We start from the raw sequence: 15,599 nt of genomic DNA, 5'->3' as shown, positions 1-15,599 counted from the left end.
TCATTGGGCGGGCGCTCCGTTGGCGGCCTGGCCGCTTTCCTTCAGGGCCTTGGTGACCTCCGGCGGCATGTACTTCTCGTCGTGCTTGGCCAGCACCTCATCGGCCACCACCACGCCCTCGCCATTGAGCTTGCCCAGGGCAACGATGCCCTGGCCTTCGCGGAACAGGTCGGGAAGGATGCCGCGGTAGGTGATCGGCACCGACTTGTTGAAGTCGGTGACCACGAAGCGCACGTCCAGCGAGTCGCTGGAGCGCTGCACCGAGCCCTTTTCGACCATGCCGCCGGCGCGGATGCGCGTGTCCAGCGGTGCCTCGCCGTTGGCGATCTGGGTCGGGGTGTAGAACAGGTTGATGTTTTCCTGCAATGCACTGAGGGCCAGGCCCACGGCGACACCCAGGCCGGCGAGCAGGCCGAGGATGATGAACAGGCGCTTCTTGCGTTGCGGATTCACTTGGCGTTCTCCCGGCGCAGGCGGCGCGCCTCTGCTTGCAGGTAACGACGGCGCGCCAGCAAGGGCGCGGCGACGTTGATGGCCAGCACCGCCAGGCAGATGCCATAGGCCGACCAGACGTACAGGCCGTGATGGCCCATGGCGAGAAATTCGCCGAAGGATGCGAAGCTCATCGTGCGCCTCCCAGGCTGTTCAGCACTTCTTCCCGGACCCAGCTGGCGCGGGCTTCGCGCTTGAGCACTTCGAGGCGCATGCGCAGCAGCACCACGGCACCGAAGAAGCAATAGAAACCCAGCACCGTAAGCAGCAGCGGCAACCACATCTCCGCCGGCATCGCCGGTTTCTCGGTGAGGGTGAAGGTCGAGCCCTGGTGCAGGGTGTTCCACCATTCCACCGAGTACTTGATGATCGGGATGTTGATCACGCCGACGATGGCCAGCACCGCGCACGCCTTTGCCGCGCTGTCACGATTGCTGATCGCGTGGCCGAGGGCAATGAGACCGAAGTACAGGAAAAGCAGGATGAGCATGGACGTAAGGCGGGCATCCCAGACCCACCAACTGCCCCAGGTCGGCTTGCCCCAGATGGCCCCGGTGAGCAGCGCCAGCGCGGTCATCCAGGCGCCGATGGGCGCGGCGCTCTGCAGGGCGACATCGGCGATCTTCATCTTCCACACCAGGCCGACCACGCCGCACACCGCCAGCATCACGTAGCAGGACTGGGCCAGCATGGCCGCCGGCACATGGATGTAGATGATCCGGAAGCTGTTGCCCTGCTGGTAGTCCTGCGGGGCGAAGGCCAGGCCCCAGACCACGCCGGTGCCGATCAGCAACACCGCGGCGACCGCCAGCCAGGGCAGCATGCGCCCGCTGATGGCATAGAACCATTTGGGGGAACCGAGCTTGTGAAACCATGTCCAGCTTATTGCGCTGCTTTTCATCACGGTACATCCAGGGTCTTTGCTGGGCGTGGCCCAGACCTCGTTATTCGCCGACGCTGATCTTCAGGCCGGCGGCTATCGCGAAAGGTGCAAGGGTAACTGCCAGGGCGGCCAGACTGCCGAGCCAGAGCAGGTATCCGGTTGCGGGCATAGCTTGCACTGCTGCTTGTAAGGCGCCACTGCCCAGGATCAATACCGGGATATATAACGGCAGAATCAGCAGCGCCAGAAGCAGACCACCACGTTTCAAACCAACGGTGAGCGCCGCTCCGACGGCGCCCAGCAGGCTCAGCACCGGGGTACCGAGCAAGAGCGATGCCAGCAGGACCGGCAGGCATTCCACTGGCAACCCAAGCATCACCGCCAGCAGCGGCGACAACAATACCAGCGCCAGCCCGGAAAAAATCCAGTGTGCCAGCACCTTCGCCAGCACCAGAAGCGGCAGCGGGTGCGGCGAAAGGACCCACTGTTCCAGGGAGCCGTCCTCGAAATCGCTGCGAAACAGCCCGTCCAGCGAGAGCAGGACCGACAAAAGCGCGGCCACCCAGACTAACCCTGGAGACAAGATTTGCAACAATTGTGTCTCAGGACCGACCGCAAGTGGGAACAATGCGATGACGATCGCGAAGAACACCAGCGGATTGGCCAGTTCTGCCGGACGTCGGCAGAGCAGGCGCGCCTCACGGCGCAACAACAGGACAAATACACTCATGCGGCCCACTGCCCCAGGTTGATATCGCGATAACCGGAGGGCGTGCGCTCCAGCGTGTGGTGGGTGGTCAGCACGACCATGCCGCCCTGCTCGCAGTGCCGGGCCAGGTGCGCTTCGAGCTGGGCAACCCCCTGCTTGTCGAGGGCGGTGAAGGGTTCGTCGAGGATCCACAGCGGCGGGCTGTCCAGGTACAGCCGGGCCAGGGCCACGCGGCGCTGCTGGCCGGCCGACAGGGTATGGCAGGGCACGTCCTCGAAACCGCGCAGGCCGACGGCTTCCAGCGCGCGCCAGATCGCCTCGCGGGAGGCCGGACGGTGCAGGGCGCAAAGCCAGGTGAGGTTTTCCTCGGGGGTGAGCAGGTCCTTGATCCCGGCGGCATGGCCGATCCACACCAGGCTGCGGGCCAGTTCGGCGCCCTGCTCCGCCAGCGGCTGGCCGTTGAGCAGGATCTGGCCCTGGGTCGGCTGCATCAGCCCGGCCAGCAGGCGCAGCAGGCTGGTCTTGCCGCTGCCGTTGGGACCGCTGATCTGCAGCATGTCGCCGGCTGTCACCTGCAGTTCCAGGTGTTCGAAGAGCATTCGCCAGTCGCGCTCGCAGGCCAGGCCCACGGCTTGGAGATGAGGAGTCACGGATTCGCCTTATTGGTTCGGGGACTGTCTCAAGTCGGTTCGACCCTGGCCGTTATAGAGACAACGAAAACCTGGCCGACCGGTCTGGTCGCGAGCGCCCGGATCCTGCGCTCGCGGGAGAAATCGGGCGGCATTATACATGTCATGTCCTACTGTAAAGAGGGCTATTTGAACAGGTCGCGAGAGCAATGACGGGCGAAATCAACAGCCTCGGCCCGCAGGCAGCGGGCAATCCGCAGGTCCGCGCCGCCGCCCTGAGCGGCGAGATGGTCAAGCTGCTGGATGCGCAGCCGGACCTGCTGGAAAAAGGCGAGACGGCCAAGGGCGAAGTGGTCTCCCTGCGCCAGGTCGGCGAGGAGTTCCAGATGCTCCTGCGCCTGCTGCGCGCCGGCGGCCAGCAGACCCTGGTGCAGACCAGCGCCAGCCAGCCCCTGCCCCTGGGCACCCAGGTCACGGTCACACAGCCCACTGCCGCCCAGCTGAATCTCGCCGTGCAGCAGGCGGCCGCCAACAACGTCACCACCCTGACCAGCCTCGATACCCGGCAATTGCCGGTGGGCACCCTGCTGCAGGGCAAGGTACTGACTACCCAGTTGCAGGCGCAGGCCGGCAACCTGCCGCCGGTGTACCGGTCGCTGGTGACCTTGCTCAACACCCTGCAGGCCGGCGCGACCCTGAGCATCGAATCGCCACGCCCGCTGCCGCTGGGCAGCCTGCTCAGTGCCAGGGTACTGGCCGACCAGCAGATCCGCTTCGTGCCACTCAGCGGCCGTCAGGACCAGATGGCCATCGCCCAGAATCTCAGCGTCCAGCAGAACCGCCAGGCCTCCCTGCAAAACCTGCTCGGAGCGATGCAGCGCATCGCCAGCGACGACGGCCAGCCAGCGGAAATACGCGCCAGCATCGACAAGCTGCTGGCGAGCCTGCCGGATATCCGCCAGTTCGGTGACGCGCGCCAGGTTGCCCAGGCCCTGGGCAACAGTGGCACCTTCCTCGAAGCGCGCCTGTTCAATGGTGCAACCAGCGAGCTGGCGCCAGACATCAAGGCCCAGGTGGTGCGCCTGATCGCCCAGTTGCTGCCCAATGTGCCCGGTGGCACCCCGCTTTCCCCGACGCTGCAGGCGAGCCTGGCCCAGGCCCTGCCGGGGATGGTCCGCAGCTACCTCGGGGCCCTGGGCCAGGTTGCGCCCAGGCCGCACCCAACCGGATTCCCCCTGCCGACCCGCCTGTTGCAGAACCTGGAGCAGGAAGGTGATCTGCAGCACTTGCTGCGCCTGGCGGCGGCGGCCATATCACGGTTGCAGAGCCATCAACTGGCCAGTCTCGAGCAGACCGGCAACACTCCGGACGGCAACCTGCAAACCACCTGGCAACTGGAAATCCCCCTGCGCACCGGGCCGGAGTTCATGCCGGTGCAGGTCAAGGTGCAGCGCGAGGAAACCCCGGAACAGCAGGCCGACCCGGAACGCGAGCGGCGCGACCCGCTGGAAATGCTCTGGCGCGTGGACCTGGCCTTCGACCTGCATCCGCTGGGGCCGTTGCAGGTTCAGGCGCAGATCGTCCGCGGCAGCCTGTCCAGCCAGCTCTGGGCGCAGCGTCCGGAAACGGCCGAGCTGATCGGTCGCGAGCTCGACGACCTGCGCGCCCGCCTGGTCGCCCGCGGGGTAAACGTTGGCGAACTGCATTGCCACCAGGGCGTACCGCCGCAGGGCCCGAGAACCCATGTTGAACAACGCTGGGTGGATGAAAACGCATGAGCAAACGACCACCGCGCCAGGCCATCGCCCTCAGCTACGACGGCGCCCAGGCCCCGACCCTCACCGCCAAGGGCGACGACGAACTGGCCGAAGCCATCCTCGCCCTCGCCCGCGAGCATGAAGTGCCGATCTACGAGAATGCCGAGCTGGTGCGGCTGCTGGCACGGATGGAACTGGGCGACAGCATTCCCGAGGCGCTGTACCTGACCATTGCCGAGATCATTGCCTTTGCCTGGCAACTAAAGGGGAAAATGCCGGTCGGGTTCCATGATGAGCCGATCGGCGAGCGGGATATCACGCCGGAGCTGAAAGGGTTGCCGGGGGCGGAGTGATCGCTGGCCGGCGGACTGGTGTCCTTAGTCTTTAGGGTTTGTTGGTGCTGTATATCGTGTGTTGATCCATTCGCGGGGGCGACCCTGAGTCACCCTGGCAAACGGATCAAAACACAATACCCAGCACCAACCGTCCCTGCGCGATCCGACGATAAGACCCGGCAGAGCGATAAATAACTAACACTGTCCCCCAACCCCAAGCGCCTACCTTGACCGGCTCCACCGCCAACACAAGGCAGGCAACCATGCGCCCCCCACAGATCAACGCCCAGGGCCAGCTTTTCGCCCGCGAACACTTCAACCACTTCCCCCGCCCCGACCAGGCCGCCAACCAGGCCCTGCGGCAGTGGGCCGCCAACCGCGGCCTGGATATCGATCCACAGCAGCTCGACGTCGTCAGCCTGCGCTACCAATGGTGGCCCGGGCACGGCTGGCAGGGCGTGGTCACGCAGAAGATCGGACTCACCGAAGCCATGCTCAGCAACTGGCAAGGCGAGTCGGACAACGACTGGCTGGGCGCGCTGATCCATCAGCCCTGGGCAGGCCATCTGCTGGGGCGCATCAACCTGGTCGAGGCCCTGCATCCCGGCCCCTATTCCGTGTACAACGGCCTGTTCCGGCGCAGCCCCGCGCAACAATACAGCCCCGAGACCCGCATCGACATTTCGATCGAAGCCCTCCAGGACTTCATCTGGAATCTCGATTTCCATGCCACCTACCGCGCCCAACTGGACCACTACTGGGCGCAGGCCCGCAGCGGCCACCGCACCCTGGCCCAGATGGCATTCATCGCGGCCTGCAACCACCAGGTCGCCGAAGGCTCGCTCGACGAACCGGGACGCCTGCTGGCCTGGCAGGCCGCGAACCAGTTGCCGCGCAGCACCGGGTTCCGTGCCCGGCCCCTGAACATTTACGGTTACGCCGCTACCGACCTGATCTACCTGCAAGACCAGCAGTCGCCCCACGTCCTGCTGTATATCCCGGGCAATGCCTCGCCGCTGCACAGCTTCACCAGCGAGGCGGCGATGAAGGCGTGGATCGCCCAGCAATGCAAAACGCCAGAGGTCCGCGATGCCCTCGCCCGCCATTTTGCCCTTGCCGACCAGCCCGACGGCCTGGACTTCAGCGGCCTGCGCACCGCCCTTGAAGGACTCGGCGCGTGGCCCGCCATCCACCGCCTGTCACCCGACCGTCCGGGATTCACCACCGATGGCCGCTGGTCTCCGGCCGATTACGTCAATTACCGTCCGGACACCTACAGCCCGGTGCTGGACGACGACCTGTTCGGCGCCTTGACCGAACGCCAGCGCCTGCGCACCCTGGCCGATGCCGACAGCCTGATCACAACGCGCAGCGATGTGCGCAAGGCCAACTGGCGCGATTACATGATGAACACCACCAACCTGCTGGCGCCGCTGGTGATCGTGGTGCCGGAACTGGGCCTGCTGCTCGCTGGCAGCAGCCTGGCACAGTTCTCCCTGGCGCTGGATGGGGTGGTCAATGGCCACTCGCTGCAAGAGCAGGCCGACAATGTCGAGGTCGCCAGCTTCGGGCTGCTTAATGCACAGCCGCTGATCTTCGACGGCGTACGCCGGGCCACCGCGCTGCTGCGTCGCTATGCAGCGGAATTCGTCGTCCCGGTGCACTTCAACGGGCGCCTGGGCTATCGCCTGAGCCCGCTGGAGCCGCCGCGGCTGCCGGAGGACCCGGCCCTGGGCTATTTCCATATCCCGAAAGACATCGCCCCGCTCGACGACGGCCATATCGCCACTGCCGGTGCGGTGATCCGCACGCCGCGCTATGACGGCAGTCCGGATCTGCTGCGGGCCAGCGTCGGCGGCTACCTCACCGATGTGGTCTACGACCTGGAAAGCGATGCGTTCTTCTGCGCCAGAGACCTCAATGAAATCGAGCCGCAGGCCTATGTCGCCCGCCAAGGCAGCCGCGCGCTGATTCGCGCACCGGAGGGACGGCTGGTCGACCATGCGACGCGCACCTCCAGCCTGCGCGCATTGGGCGTCGACCTGCCGCTACCGGTCACCATCCCCGCGTCGCTCCCGCAAGCCAGCCTGCGCGAAATCCCGAAACATGCCATGAGCGTCTGGCTCGGCCACAAGACCCTCAGCGAAGAACTGCTGGCCAATATCGCCAACAATGCCGAGCGCCTGGACGAGGCGGGCTACACCTACCGCTTCTACCTGTCGCGCACCTGGCCGGAGGCATTCGAGCAGAACCTGCGCCTGCTCAAGCAACGCGCGCCGACGCTGACCGTGCTACCGCTGGAAGACCAGCCCGTCTATGAGTCCTTCACCCGCACCGAGGGCTACGCCCAATACCAGGCGGCAGTCGATGGCAATGGAGGGCGCGCGCGAAACTACTCGGCGGCCTCGGATGTACTGCGCTACCACCTGCTCTATCACGAGGGCGGCCTGTACATGGATGTGGATGACACCTTGCTCAAGGCGACTGCGCACAACCCGGCGTTGCGCGAGCTGCCGCTGAAGACCAGCGCCGACGGGCTGCTCCTGCATCCGCCGGTTTCCAACGAGCTGTTGGGGATGAACGTGGAATTCAACGGCAGCATGATCGGCAGTCACCCGGGCAATCCGGTATTGCTGGAGATCAGCAAGGAGCTGCGCCAGCGCTACCTGGCCAATCCGGATTTCTTCAACAGTCGACCAGGCCGCGCCCTGGACCCGAAGGCCTTCCAGGCCTACAGCGCAACCCTGAACCGCCTGTGCGGGCCCGGCATGCTGACCGACGTAGCCACACGCCACCTGCCGGCCCTGCACACGCTGCGGGAGATCAACAACTTCATGGTAATGCCCAATTTCAATACCGCGCCGTTCATCGATCTACCGGCGTATGAAGCGGCAGTGCGCGAGTACCTTCCGCTGAACCGCATTGCGCGGATCGGCAGTGCCAATACCTGGGTGAGCACCTGAGGCTTTGTGTGATGCTTTCGGGCCTAATCGCTGGCAAGCCAGCTCCCACAGGGATCGCGTGCACCGCTGACCTGTGGGAGCAGGCCCTGGAGGCCGCTACAAGACTCAGTTCTTGTGCAACTTCCTCATCAACTCCGCCTCCGCCTGGGTCAGGCCGCAGGTCTGGGTCAGTTCATCGACGCTGGCGCCCATCCCCACCAGCCGGGCCGCCTGGGCGAACGACAGGCTGTTGGGGTCGCGCTGTTCGAGTTGCAGCAGTTTCTCCGGCAGCGGCGATACCGTCGCGCGCAGCTCGTGCAGGGCATCGCCCATCGACACCGACAGGTTCTGGTAATCGTCCAGGCGCTTGTTCAGGTCCTTGATGCGCTGGTCGCGCAGCGCATCACCCTGGGCCTGTTGCGCGACGATCTCGCGCTGGCGCTTGCTGTAGTTGACGAACAGCCAGGCACTGGCTGCCCAGAGCACCGCCAGGAATACGACCGCTACCTCCAGGATCAACTCAGATGTTCTCCAGCTCGGACCATTCTTCCTCGGTCATCATCTTGTCCAGTTCGACCAGGATCAGCAGCTCGCCGTTCTTGTTGCACACGCCCTGGATGAACTTGGCCGATTCCTCGTTGCCGACGTTCGGCGCGGTCTCGACCTCGGACTGGCGCAGGTAGACCACTTCGGCCACGCTATCGACCAGGATGCCCACCACCTGCTTGTCCGCCTCGATGATGACGATGCGGGTGTTGTCGGTGATATCGCTCGGCACCAGGCCGAAACGCTGGCGGGTGTCGATCACCGTGACCACGTTGCCGCGCAGGTTGATGATGCCCAGCACGTAGCTCGGCGCGCCCGGGACCGGAGCGATCTCGGTGTAGCGCAGCACTTCCTGGACCTGCATCACATTGATGCCGTAGGACTCGTTGTCCAGGCGGAAGGTAACCCACTGCAGGATCGGATCTTCGGAACCTTGTCCAGACGTCTTTTTCATTCCCCTAACCCTCAAGAACCGCCGTTGGCGGAGTGCTCAGTGCGACCGCGCCGATGCGCGACCGATCATTTGTTTCCCAACTGCATGTTGCGGACCGCGCCGCTGGCGATCAGCTCGGCCAGCTCGGCGACATCCAGCAACGCACACATATGTTCGATGACGGTGCCCGCCAGCCATGGCCGCAGGCCACGCTGGGAGCGCCACTTGATCTCGCTCGGGTCCAGGCGCAACGAGCGGCTGACCTGGTGCACCGCCAGCCCCCATTCGTAGCCCTGGACCGAAATCACGTATTGCAGGCCGTCGCGCAGATCGTCGCGGTAGCGCTCGGGCATGACCCAGCGCGCCGTATCCAGCACCTTCAGGTTGCCGGCCTGGCTCGGCAGGATCCCGAGGAACCATTCCGGCTGGCCGAACAGCGGCGTCAGTTCCTGGCCGGCCAGGGGGTAGATCGAACCCAGGCAGACCAGCGGCACCGCCAGGGTCAGCCCGGCGACGTCGAACAGCAGGCATTCGAATGGCTCGGCGGCCCACTGCGGACGGCCATCGATGGTTTTCGGCGGCGGTGGCGGTGCTGGCAGGTGCACGTCTACCAGCGGCTCGACCGGCTGCGCCGTCTCGACCCGGGCCTGGACCTTCTGCACCAGCGGCTCGGCCAGGATCACGGGCGCCACAGGAACGGCAGGAACGTCGGGAACCGCAGCAACCGCGACGGCTTCGCGGCGGGCATCACGGGCCTGCTCTTCCAGTACCGCGGCCTGGAACTCATCCAGGACTTCACTGCTGGCAGGCGCCTCGACCGGCGCAGGCACGACCGGGGCTGCTATTACTGGAGCCACTGGGGCCACCGGTGCCACAGGGGCCGGTGCGATCACCGTCTCCACGACAACTTCTTCGGTAGCCTCCTGCAACAGTCCGTCGAGATAGGACTGCAGGGCCAGTTGCGGCTTGGTCGCCAGGGGTTGCGGACGGTTCATCAAGCCACCTGCGCCACGGCTTTCTGCTGGGTCAGCAGGTGCTTGAGCAACGCCCGGTAGGCCACCACGCCACGGCTCTTGGCATCGTATTGCGACGGGGTGACTCCGGCCCGGCTGGCATCGCGCAGGCGGGTATCGACCGGGATGTAGCCCTGCCAGATAGTTTCCGGGTAAGCGTCGCGCAGCACCTTGAGGGTACCCATGGACGCCTGGGTGCGGCGATCGAACAGGGTCGGCACGATGTGGTAAGGCAGCGCCTGGCGGCGCGAGCGGTTGACCATGGCCAGGGTGCTGACCATGCGCTCCAGGCCCTTGACCGCCAGGTATTCGGTCTGCACCGGAATCACCAGCTGCTGGCTGGCGGCCAGGGCGTTGACCATCAGCACGCCGAGCAGCGGAGGGCTGTCGATGATGGCGTAGTCGAAGTCCTGCCAGAGCTGCGCCAGACTCTTGGCGATCACCAGGCCCAGGCCGTTCTGCCCGGGGGACTGGCGCTCGAGCACGGCCAGCGCGGTGCTGGAGGGCAGCAGGGAGATCTTTTCATTGCTGGTGGGCAGCAGCAGCTGGCCCGGCAGGCCGTCGGGCACCGTACCCTTGTGCTGGAACAGGTCGAAGCTGCTGTGTTCCAGGGTGTCGGGGTTATGGCCGAAATAGCTGGTCATCGACCCATGGGGGTCGAGATCGACGACGACCACACGCCGGCCGGCGTCGGCCAGCAGGCCCGCCAGGGCGATGGAGGTGGTGGTCTTGCCGACCCCACCTTTTTGATTGGCTACTGCCCAGACTCTCATGCGCTGCTTCCTCCCGGTCAGACCGTGGCCAGCCGGGATCGATTAAAAGGTCGACGACGACGGGGTTTTGACGCTGTTGTTACCCGACGTCGGTGATACCGCTGGCGGTGCAGTTTGTGTGCCAGCACGCCTCAGTGCCGCATCCGGCTGCGCGTTGGCAGTGCCGGTTCCGGTCAGGCTGCGGCGCACGTCCAGGTTGCGCGAAATCACCAGGACGACCCGGCGGTTCTTCGCCCGGCCATCGGCGGTGGTGTTGCTGGCGATCGGCTGGAACTCGCCGTAGCCCACCGACGCCAGGCGCGCCGGGTTCACCCCTTCCATGGCCAGCAGGCGGACAATGCTCGCCGCCCGCGCCGAAGACAGCTCCCAGTTGGTCGGGTACTGCGCCGTGCGGATCGGCTGGTCGTCGGTGAAGCCCTCGACATGCACCGGATTGGCGAAGGGCTTGATGATGTTCGCCACCTTCTCGATCAGGTTGAACGCGATATCGCTGGGCATCGCGTCGCCGCTGCCGAACAGCAGCGAGGAATTGAGCTCGATCTCGATCCACAGCTCGTTGCCGCGCACCGTCATCTGGTCGCTCTTGATCAGATCGCCGAAGGCTTCCATCACCTGGTCGGTAATGGTCTTTAGCGGATCGGCGCTGGACTGGGCCAGGCCGGCGTCGGTCTGCTCGCTGTCCTGCACCAGCGGCTGCGCCGGGCGGGTGCTGAGCGGGCGCTCCTCGCCGATGGGGATCGGCCGGGTGCTGCGCTCGGACTCGCTGAACACGCCGATCAGGGCCTGGGACATGATCTTGTACTTGCCCTCGTTGATCGAGGAAATCGAGTACATCACTACGAAAAAGGCGAACAGCAGGGTGATGAAGTCCGCGTAGGACACCAGCCAGCGTTCGTGATTCTCGTGTTCCTCGACCTTGCGACGACGGGCCATGCCTACTCCATGAAGCCTTGCAGCTTCAGTTCGATCGAGCGCGGGTTCTCGCCTTCGGCGATGGACAGCAGCCCTTCCAGGAGCATTTCCCGGTAGCGCGACTGGCGCATCACCTGTGCCTTGAGCTTGTTGGCCACCGGCAGCAGGATCAGGTTGGCACTGGCCACGCCGTAGATGGTGGCGACGAACGCCACGGCAATGCCGTTACCCAGTTGCGACGGATCGGCCAGGTTGCCCATCACGTGGATCAGGCCCATCACCGCACCGATGATGCCGATGGTCGGCGCATAGCCGCCCATGCTTTCAAAGACCTTGGCGGCCTGGATATCCCGGGCCTCCTGGGTCAGGAAATCGACCTCGAGGATGCTGCGGATGGCCTCCGGCTCGGAGCCGTCGACCAGCAGTTGCAGGCCCTTGCGCGCGTACGGATCGGGTTCGGCATCGGCCACGCCCTCCAGGCCCAGCAGGCCTTCCTTGCGTGCGGTCAGGCTCCAGTTGACCACCCGGTCGATGCCGCCGGCCAGATCGACCCGCGGCGGGAACAGGATCCAGCCGAAGATCTGCAGGGCGCGCTTGAACGAACTCAGCGGCGACTGCAGCAGGGCCGCCGCCAGGGTGCCACCGAGCACGATCAGGGCCGCCGGGCCGTTGATCAGCGCACCGACGTGACCACCTTCGATCAGGTTGCCGCCGATGATCGCGACGAACGCGAGGATGATGCCGAGAAGGCTGAGGACATCCATCAGACGCACGCCTCGACCAGGTGGCGGCCAATGTCATCGAGGCCGTAGACCGCGTCGGCCAGGTTGGCCTTGACGATCGCCATGGGCATGCCATAGATCACGCAGCTCGCTTCATCCTGCGCCCAGACCTGGCTGCCGCCCTGCTTGAGCAGGCGCGCGCCCTCACGACCATCGGCCCCCATGCCGGTGAGCACCACGGCCAGCACCTTGTCGCCGAAGGACTTGGCCGCCGAACCGAAAGTGATGTCCACGCAGGGCTTGTAGTTCAGACGCTCGTCACCCGGCAGGATCTTCACCATGCCGCGGGCGTCGACCATCATCTGCTTGCCGCCCGGGGCCAGCAGGGCCAGGCCGGGGCGCAGCATGTCGCCGTCCTCGGCTTCCTTGACGCTGATCTTGCACAGCTTGTCGAGGCGCTCGGCGAACGCCTTGGTGAACGCCGCCGGCATGTGCTGGATCAGCACGATGGGCGCCGGGAAGCCGGCCGGCAACTGGGTCAGGACCCGCTGCAGGGCGACCGGACCACCGGTGGACGTACCGATGGCGAGCAGTTTGTAGGCCTTGCGCTTGGGCGCAGGCGAGTGGTTTGCAGCTGGCGCAGGTGCCGCAGCGGTGGTGCGCCCGGGCAGCGAGGATGGCGCGCGGGCCGTGCCGAGTGACGCAACCGGGCTCGACGAGCTACTGCTCACCGCGGGCAACGGGCTGGAGTAGCTGCTGAAGCGCCGGTTGCTGCGGGAGATGGTATGGACCTTCTCGCACAGCAGTTGCTTGACCTTGTCCGGGTTGCGCGAGATGTCCTCGAAGTTCTTCGGCAGGTAGTCCACCGCGCCGGCATCCAGGGCGTCCAGGGTGACCCGGGCGCCTTCGTGGGTGAGCGAGGAGAACATCAGCACCGGCGTCGGGCAGCGCTGCATGATGTGGCGGACCGCGGTGATGCCGTCCATGGTCGGCATCTCGTAGTCCATGGTGATGACATCGGGCTTGAGCGCCAGGGCCTGGTCGATCGCTTCCTTGCCGTTGGTGGCGGTACCGACCACCTGGATGGTCGGGTCCGCCGAGAGAATTTCCGAGACACGGCGGCGGAAGAAACCGGAATCATCCACCACCAGGACCTTGACTGACATAAACACTCCATTAGACGGCGCAACCGCGAGGCCGCGCCGTCGGGATCAGATTCGCCGCGCGGCGTAACGCTTGAGCATGCTCGGTACGTCGAGGATCAGCGCGATGCGCCCGTCACCGGTAATGGTGGCGCCCGACATGCCCGGGGTGCCCTGGAGCATCTTGCCCAGCGGCTTGATGACCACCTCTTCCTGGCCCACCAGCTGATCGACGACGAAGCCGATGCGCTGGGTGCCGACCGAAAGGATCACCACGTGGCCTTCATGCTGCTCTTCATGGGCGGCAGAACTGACCAGCCAGCGCTTGAGGTAGAACAACGGCAGCGCCTTGTCGCGCACGATCACCACTTCCTGCCCGTCCACCACGTTGGTGCGCGACAGGTCGAGGTGGAAGATCTCGTTGACGTTGACCAGCGGGAAGGCGAAGGCCTGGTTGCCCAGCATCACCATCAGGGTCGGCATGATCGCCAGGGTCAATGGCACCTTGATGACGATCTTCGAGCCCTGGCCCTTGGCCGAGTAGATATTGATCGAGCCGTTGAGCTGGGAAATCTTGGTCTTCACCACGTCCATGCCGACGCCGCGGCCGGACACATCGGAAATCTCGGTCTTGGTCGAGAAGCCCGGGGCGAAGATCAGGTTGTAGCAGTCCGACTCGCTCAGGCGGTCGGCGGCGTCCTTGTCCATCAGGCCTTTTTCCACGGCCTTGGCACGCAGCACCGCCGGGTCCATGCCCTTGCCGTCGTCGGAAATCGACAGAAGGATGTGATCGCCCTCCTGCTCCGCCGCCAGCACCACCTTGCCACCGCGGGACTTGCCTGCCGCTTCGCGTTCTTCCGGGGTTTCCACGCCGTGGTCGACGGCATTGCGCACCAGGTGGACCAGCGGGTCGGCCAGGGCCTCGACCAGGTTCTTGTCGAGGTCGGTTTCCTCGCCCACCAGTTCCAGGTTGATCTCTTTCTTCAGTTGCCGGGCCAGGTCGCGAACCAGGCGCGGGAAGCGCCCGAAGACCTTCTTGATCGGCTGCATGCGGGTCTTCATGACCGCGGTCTGCAGGTCGGCAGTGACCACATCGAGGTTGGACACGGCCTTGGACATGGCCTCGTCGCCGCTGTTCAGGCCCAGGCGGACCAGGCGGTTACGCACCAGCACCAGTTCGCCCACCATGTTCATGATCTCGTCCAGGCGTGCGGTATCGACGCGCACGGTGGTTTCCGCTTCGCTGGCCGGCGGATGCTTGTCGCCAGCGGCAGCGGCTGGCGCGGCGGCCTGGCGGGCAGGCGCGGCCGCGGCCGGCTTGGCCGCTGGAGCAGGACGTGCGGCCGGCTTGGCGACTGCAGCGGCCGGCGCAGCGGCGGCAGCCGGTGCAGCGGTGGCGGCAGCGCCCACGGCATCGGCGGCGAACTTGCCCTTGCCGTGCAGTTGATCGAGCAGCGCTTCGAATTCGTGTTCGGTGATTTCGTCACTGCCTGCGGCAGCAGGCGCCGCTTCGACGGCCGTAGCGGCAGGCGCGGCAGCCGCCACACCGGGCAGCGAATCCACGGCGAAGGAACCCTTGCCATGCAATTGGTCCAGCAGCGCTTCGAACTCGGCATCGGTGATTTCATCGCTCGGTTCGGCCCCGGCTTCGGCAACCGGCGCAGGCGCGCTGGCGCCCTGCAGGTTGTCGGCGGCGAACTGGCCCTTGCCATGCAACTGGTCGAGCAGGGATTCGAATTCGGCGTCGGTGATTTCATCGCCGCCGGCCTCGGTCGCCGGTACGTCGTCAGGCATGGCACCCAGCGAGTCGAGCAACTGCTCGAACTCGCTGTCGGTAATGTCGCCCGACGCCGCCACCGGCTCCGGTTCGGCAGCGACCACCGGCTCGGCGGCAACCACCGGTGCGGCGGGCTCGGCACCGACCGGCTCGGCCAGGCGCGCCAGGGCGCCGAGCAGTTCCGGGGTGGCCGGGGTGATGTCGGTACGCTCGCGCACCTGGCCGAACATGCTGTTGACCGTATCCAGGGCCTCCAGGACCACGTCCATCAGTTCGGCATCGACCCGGCGCTCTCCCTTGCGCAGGATGTCGAAGACGTTCTCGGCGATATGGCAGCACTCCACCAGCTCATTGAGCTGGAGGAAGCCGGCGCCCCCTTTTACAGTGTGAAAACCGCGAAAGATCGCATTGAGCAGGTCCGCATCGTCCGGGCGGCTTTCCAGCTCGACCAGTTGCTCGGACAGTTGCTCAAGAATTTCGCCGGCCTCTACCAGGAAATCCTGGAGGATTTCTTCATCGGCGCCGAAGCTCATC

The 15,599-nt window shown here is 65.5% G+C and carries 16 protein-coding genes; 3 read left to right on the top strand and 13 right to left on the bottom strand.

What is annotated here, in order from left to right; translation table 11 throughout:
- The 5 genes from ccmE to ccmA are packed head-to-tail and all read right to left on the bottom strand — an operon-like array spanning nt 1 to nt 2,734.
- Nucleotides 1-453, bottom strand: a complete 453-nt coding sequence (gene ccmE / locus ACKLLE_RS18260) for a cytochrome c maturation protein CcmE (protein ID WP_009399924.1) — start codon at nt 451-453, stop codon at nt 1-3.
- Nucleotides 450-626 carry a heme exporter protein CcmD gene (gene ccmD / locus ACKLLE_RS18255; protein ID WP_009399925.1) on the bottom strand — a complete coding sequence of 59 codons (177 nt, stop codon included), beginning with the start codon at nt 624-626 and terminating at the stop codon, nt 450-452. Before ccmD ends, ccmE begins: the two co-directional genes overlap by 4 nt.
- A complete protein-coding gene (locus tag ACKLLE_RS18250; protein ID WP_009399926.1) occupies nt 623-1,393 on the bottom strand; it encodes a heme ABC transporter permease in 771 nt (256 codons plus the stop codon). The genes ccmD and ACKLLE_RS18250 overlap by 4 nt, the downstream gene beginning before the upstream one ends.
- A gap of 43 nt (nt 1,394-1,436) precedes the next feature.
- The gene (gene ccmB, locus ACKLLE_RS18245; RefSeq protein ID WP_009399927.1) at nt 1,437-2,105 is read right to left on the bottom strand and encodes a heme exporter protein CcmB; all 669 of its coding nucleotides are present in this window, start codon (nt 2,103-2,105) and stop codon (nt 1,437-1,439) included.
- Entirely contained in the window at nt 2,102-2,734 is a 633-nt protein-coding gene (ccmA, locus tag ACKLLE_RS18240; RefSeq protein WP_064302544.1) for a cytochrome c biogenesis heme-transporting ATPase CcmA, read from the bottom strand. The genes ccmB and ccmA overlap by 4 nt, the downstream gene beginning before the upstream one ends.
- Nucleotides 2,735-2,922: 188 nt before the next feature.
- Between ccmA and fliK the strand changes: the two genes are divergently transcribed.
- The 3 genes from fliK to ACKLLE_RS18225 all read left to right on the top strand — a co-directional run bounded on the left by fliK (nt 2,923) and on the right by ACKLLE_RS18225 (nt 7,768).
- A complete protein-coding gene (gene fliK, locus ACKLLE_RS18235; protein ID WP_420058689.1) occupies nt 2,923-4,491 on the top strand; it encodes a flagellar hook-length control protein FliK in 1,569 nt (522 codons plus the stop codon).
- A complete protein-coding gene (locus ACKLLE_RS18230) occupies nt 4,488-4,823 on the top strand; it encodes an EscU/YscU/HrcU family type III secretion system export apparatus switch protein (RefSeq protein ID WP_064302542.1) in 336 nt (111 codons plus the stop codon). The genes fliK and ACKLLE_RS18230 overlap by 4 nt, the downstream gene beginning before the upstream one ends.
- Nucleotides 4,824-5,068: 245 nt before the next feature.
- Nucleotides 5,069-7,768, top strand: a complete 2,700-nt coding sequence (locus tag ACKLLE_RS18225) for a dermonecrotic toxin domain-containing protein (protein ID WP_420058688.1) — start codon at nt 5,069-5,071, stop codon at nt 7,766-7,768.
- Nucleotides 7,769-7,873: 105 nt separating this feature from the next.
- Here the strand turns inward: ACKLLE_RS18225 and ACKLLE_RS18220 are convergent, their stop codons facing one another.
- The 8 genes from ACKLLE_RS18220 to ACKLLE_RS18185 all read right to left on the bottom strand — a co-directional run bounded on the left by ACKLLE_RS18220 (nt 7,874) and on the right by ACKLLE_RS18185 (nt 15,598).
- A complete protein-coding gene (locus tag ACKLLE_RS18220; protein ID WP_064302540.1) occupies nt 7,874-8,266 on the bottom strand; it encodes a DUF2802 domain-containing protein in 393 nt (130 codons plus the stop codon).
- Between the two features lies 1 nt (nt 8,267).
- On the bottom strand, nt 8,268-8,747 hold the full coding sequence (locus ACKLLE_RS18215; RefSeq protein ID WP_009399945.1) for a chemotaxis protein CheW: 480 nt from the start codon (nt 8,745-8,747) through the stop codon (nt 8,268-8,270).
- A gap of 65 nt (nt 8,748-8,812) precedes the next feature.
- Complete coding sequence (locus tag ACKLLE_RS18210) at nt 8,813-9,721, bottom strand: CheW domain-containing protein (protein WP_420058687.1); 909 nt, start codon at nt 9,719-9,721, stop codon at nt 8,813-8,815.
- Complete coding sequence (locus ACKLLE_RS18205) at nt 9,721-10,512, bottom strand: ParA family protein (protein WP_064302538.1); 792 nt, start codon at nt 10,510-10,512, stop codon at nt 9,721-9,723. The genes ACKLLE_RS18210 and ACKLLE_RS18205 overlap by 1 nt, the downstream gene beginning before the upstream one ends.
- Before the next feature lie 42 nt (nt 10,513-10,554).
- Nucleotides 10,555-11,445, bottom strand: coding sequence for a flagellar motor protein MotD (gene motD / locus ACKLLE_RS18200; RefSeq protein ID WP_009399951.1), 891 nt, complete (start codon nt 11,443-11,445; stop codon nt 10,555-10,557).
- Nucleotides 11,446-11,447: 2 nt separating this feature from the next.
- Complete coding sequence (locus ACKLLE_RS18195) at nt 11,448-12,188, bottom strand: flagellar motor protein (protein WP_009399953.1); 741 nt, start codon at nt 12,186-12,188, stop codon at nt 11,448-11,450.
- On the bottom strand, nt 12,188-13,312 hold the full coding sequence (locus tag ACKLLE_RS18190) for a protein-glutamate methylesterase/protein-glutamine glutaminase (RefSeq protein WP_420058686.1): 1,125 nt from the start codon (nt 13,310-13,312) through the stop codon (nt 12,188-12,190). The genes ACKLLE_RS18195 and ACKLLE_RS18190 overlap by 1 nt, the downstream gene beginning before the upstream one ends.
- Nucleotides 13,313-13,357: 45 nt before the next feature.
- Complete coding sequence (locus ACKLLE_RS18185; RefSeq protein WP_420058685.1) at nt 13,358-15,598, bottom strand: chemotaxis protein CheA; 2,241 nt, start codon at nt 15,596-15,598, stop codon at nt 13,358-13,360.
- Nucleotide 15,599 lies beyond the last annotated feature (1 nt).

This window comes from Pseudomonas bharatica (genome assembly GCF_048586865.1).
GTDB classification, from domain to species: Bacteria; Pseudomonadota; Gammaproteobacteria; order Pseudomonadales; family Pseudomonadaceae; genus Aquipseudomonas; species Aquipseudomonas bharatica.
Note: the sequence above shows the minus strand (reverse complement) of the source record. Positions and strands in the feature narration are given on the sequence as shown.

Coding starts and splice junctions, on each gene's coding strand:
- ACKLLE_RS18185 (WP_420058685.1), bottom strand. CDS start 15,598: ATGAGCTTCGGCGCCGATGAAGAAATCCTCCAGGATTTCCTGGTAGAG.
- motD (WP_009399951.1), bottom strand. CDS start 11,445: ATGGCCCGTCGTCGCAAGGTCGAGGAACACGAGAATCACGAACGCTGG.
- ccmD (WP_009399925.1), bottom strand. CDS start 626: ATGAGCTTCGCATCCTTCGGCGAATTTCTCGCCATGGGCCATCACGGC.
- ACKLLE_RS18230 (WP_064302542.1), top strand. CDS start 4,488: ATGAGCAAACGACCACCGCGCCAGGCCATCGCCCTCAGCTACGACGGC.
- ACKLLE_RS18210 (WP_420058687.1), bottom strand. CDS start 9,721: ATGAACCGTCCGCAACCCCTGGCGACCAAGCCGCAACTGGCCCTGCAG.
- ACKLLE_RS18205 (WP_064302538.1), bottom strand. CDS start 10,512: ATGAGAGTCTGGGCAGTAGCCAATCAAAAAGGTGGGGTCGGCAAGACC.
- ACKLLE_RS18225 (WP_420058688.1), top strand. CDS start 5,069: ATGCGCCCCCCACAGATCAACGCCCAGGGCCAGCTTTTCGCCCGCGAA.
- ccmB (WP_009399927.1), bottom strand. CDS start 2,105: ATGAGTGTATTTGTCCTGTTGTTGCGCCGTGAGGCGCGCCTGCTCTGC.
- ACKLLE_RS18250 (WP_009399926.1), bottom strand. CDS start 1,393: ATGAAAAGCAGCGCAATAAGCTGGACATGGTTTCACAAGCTCGGTTCC.
- fliK (WP_420058689.1), top strand. CDS start 2,923: ATGACGGGCGAAATCAACAGCCTCGGCCCGCAGGCAGCGGGCAATCCG.
- ACKLLE_RS18190 (WP_420058686.1), bottom strand. CDS start 13,312: ATGTCAGTCAAGGTCCTGGTGGTGGATGATTCCGGTTTCTTCCGCCGC.
- ACKLLE_RS18215 (WP_009399945.1), bottom strand. CDS start 8,747: ATGAAAAAGACGTCTGGACAAGGTTCCGAAGATCCGATCCTGCAGTGG.
- ACKLLE_RS18195 (WP_009399953.1), bottom strand. CDS start 12,188: ATGGATGTCCTCAGCCTTCTCGGCATCATCCTCGCGTTCGTCGCGATC.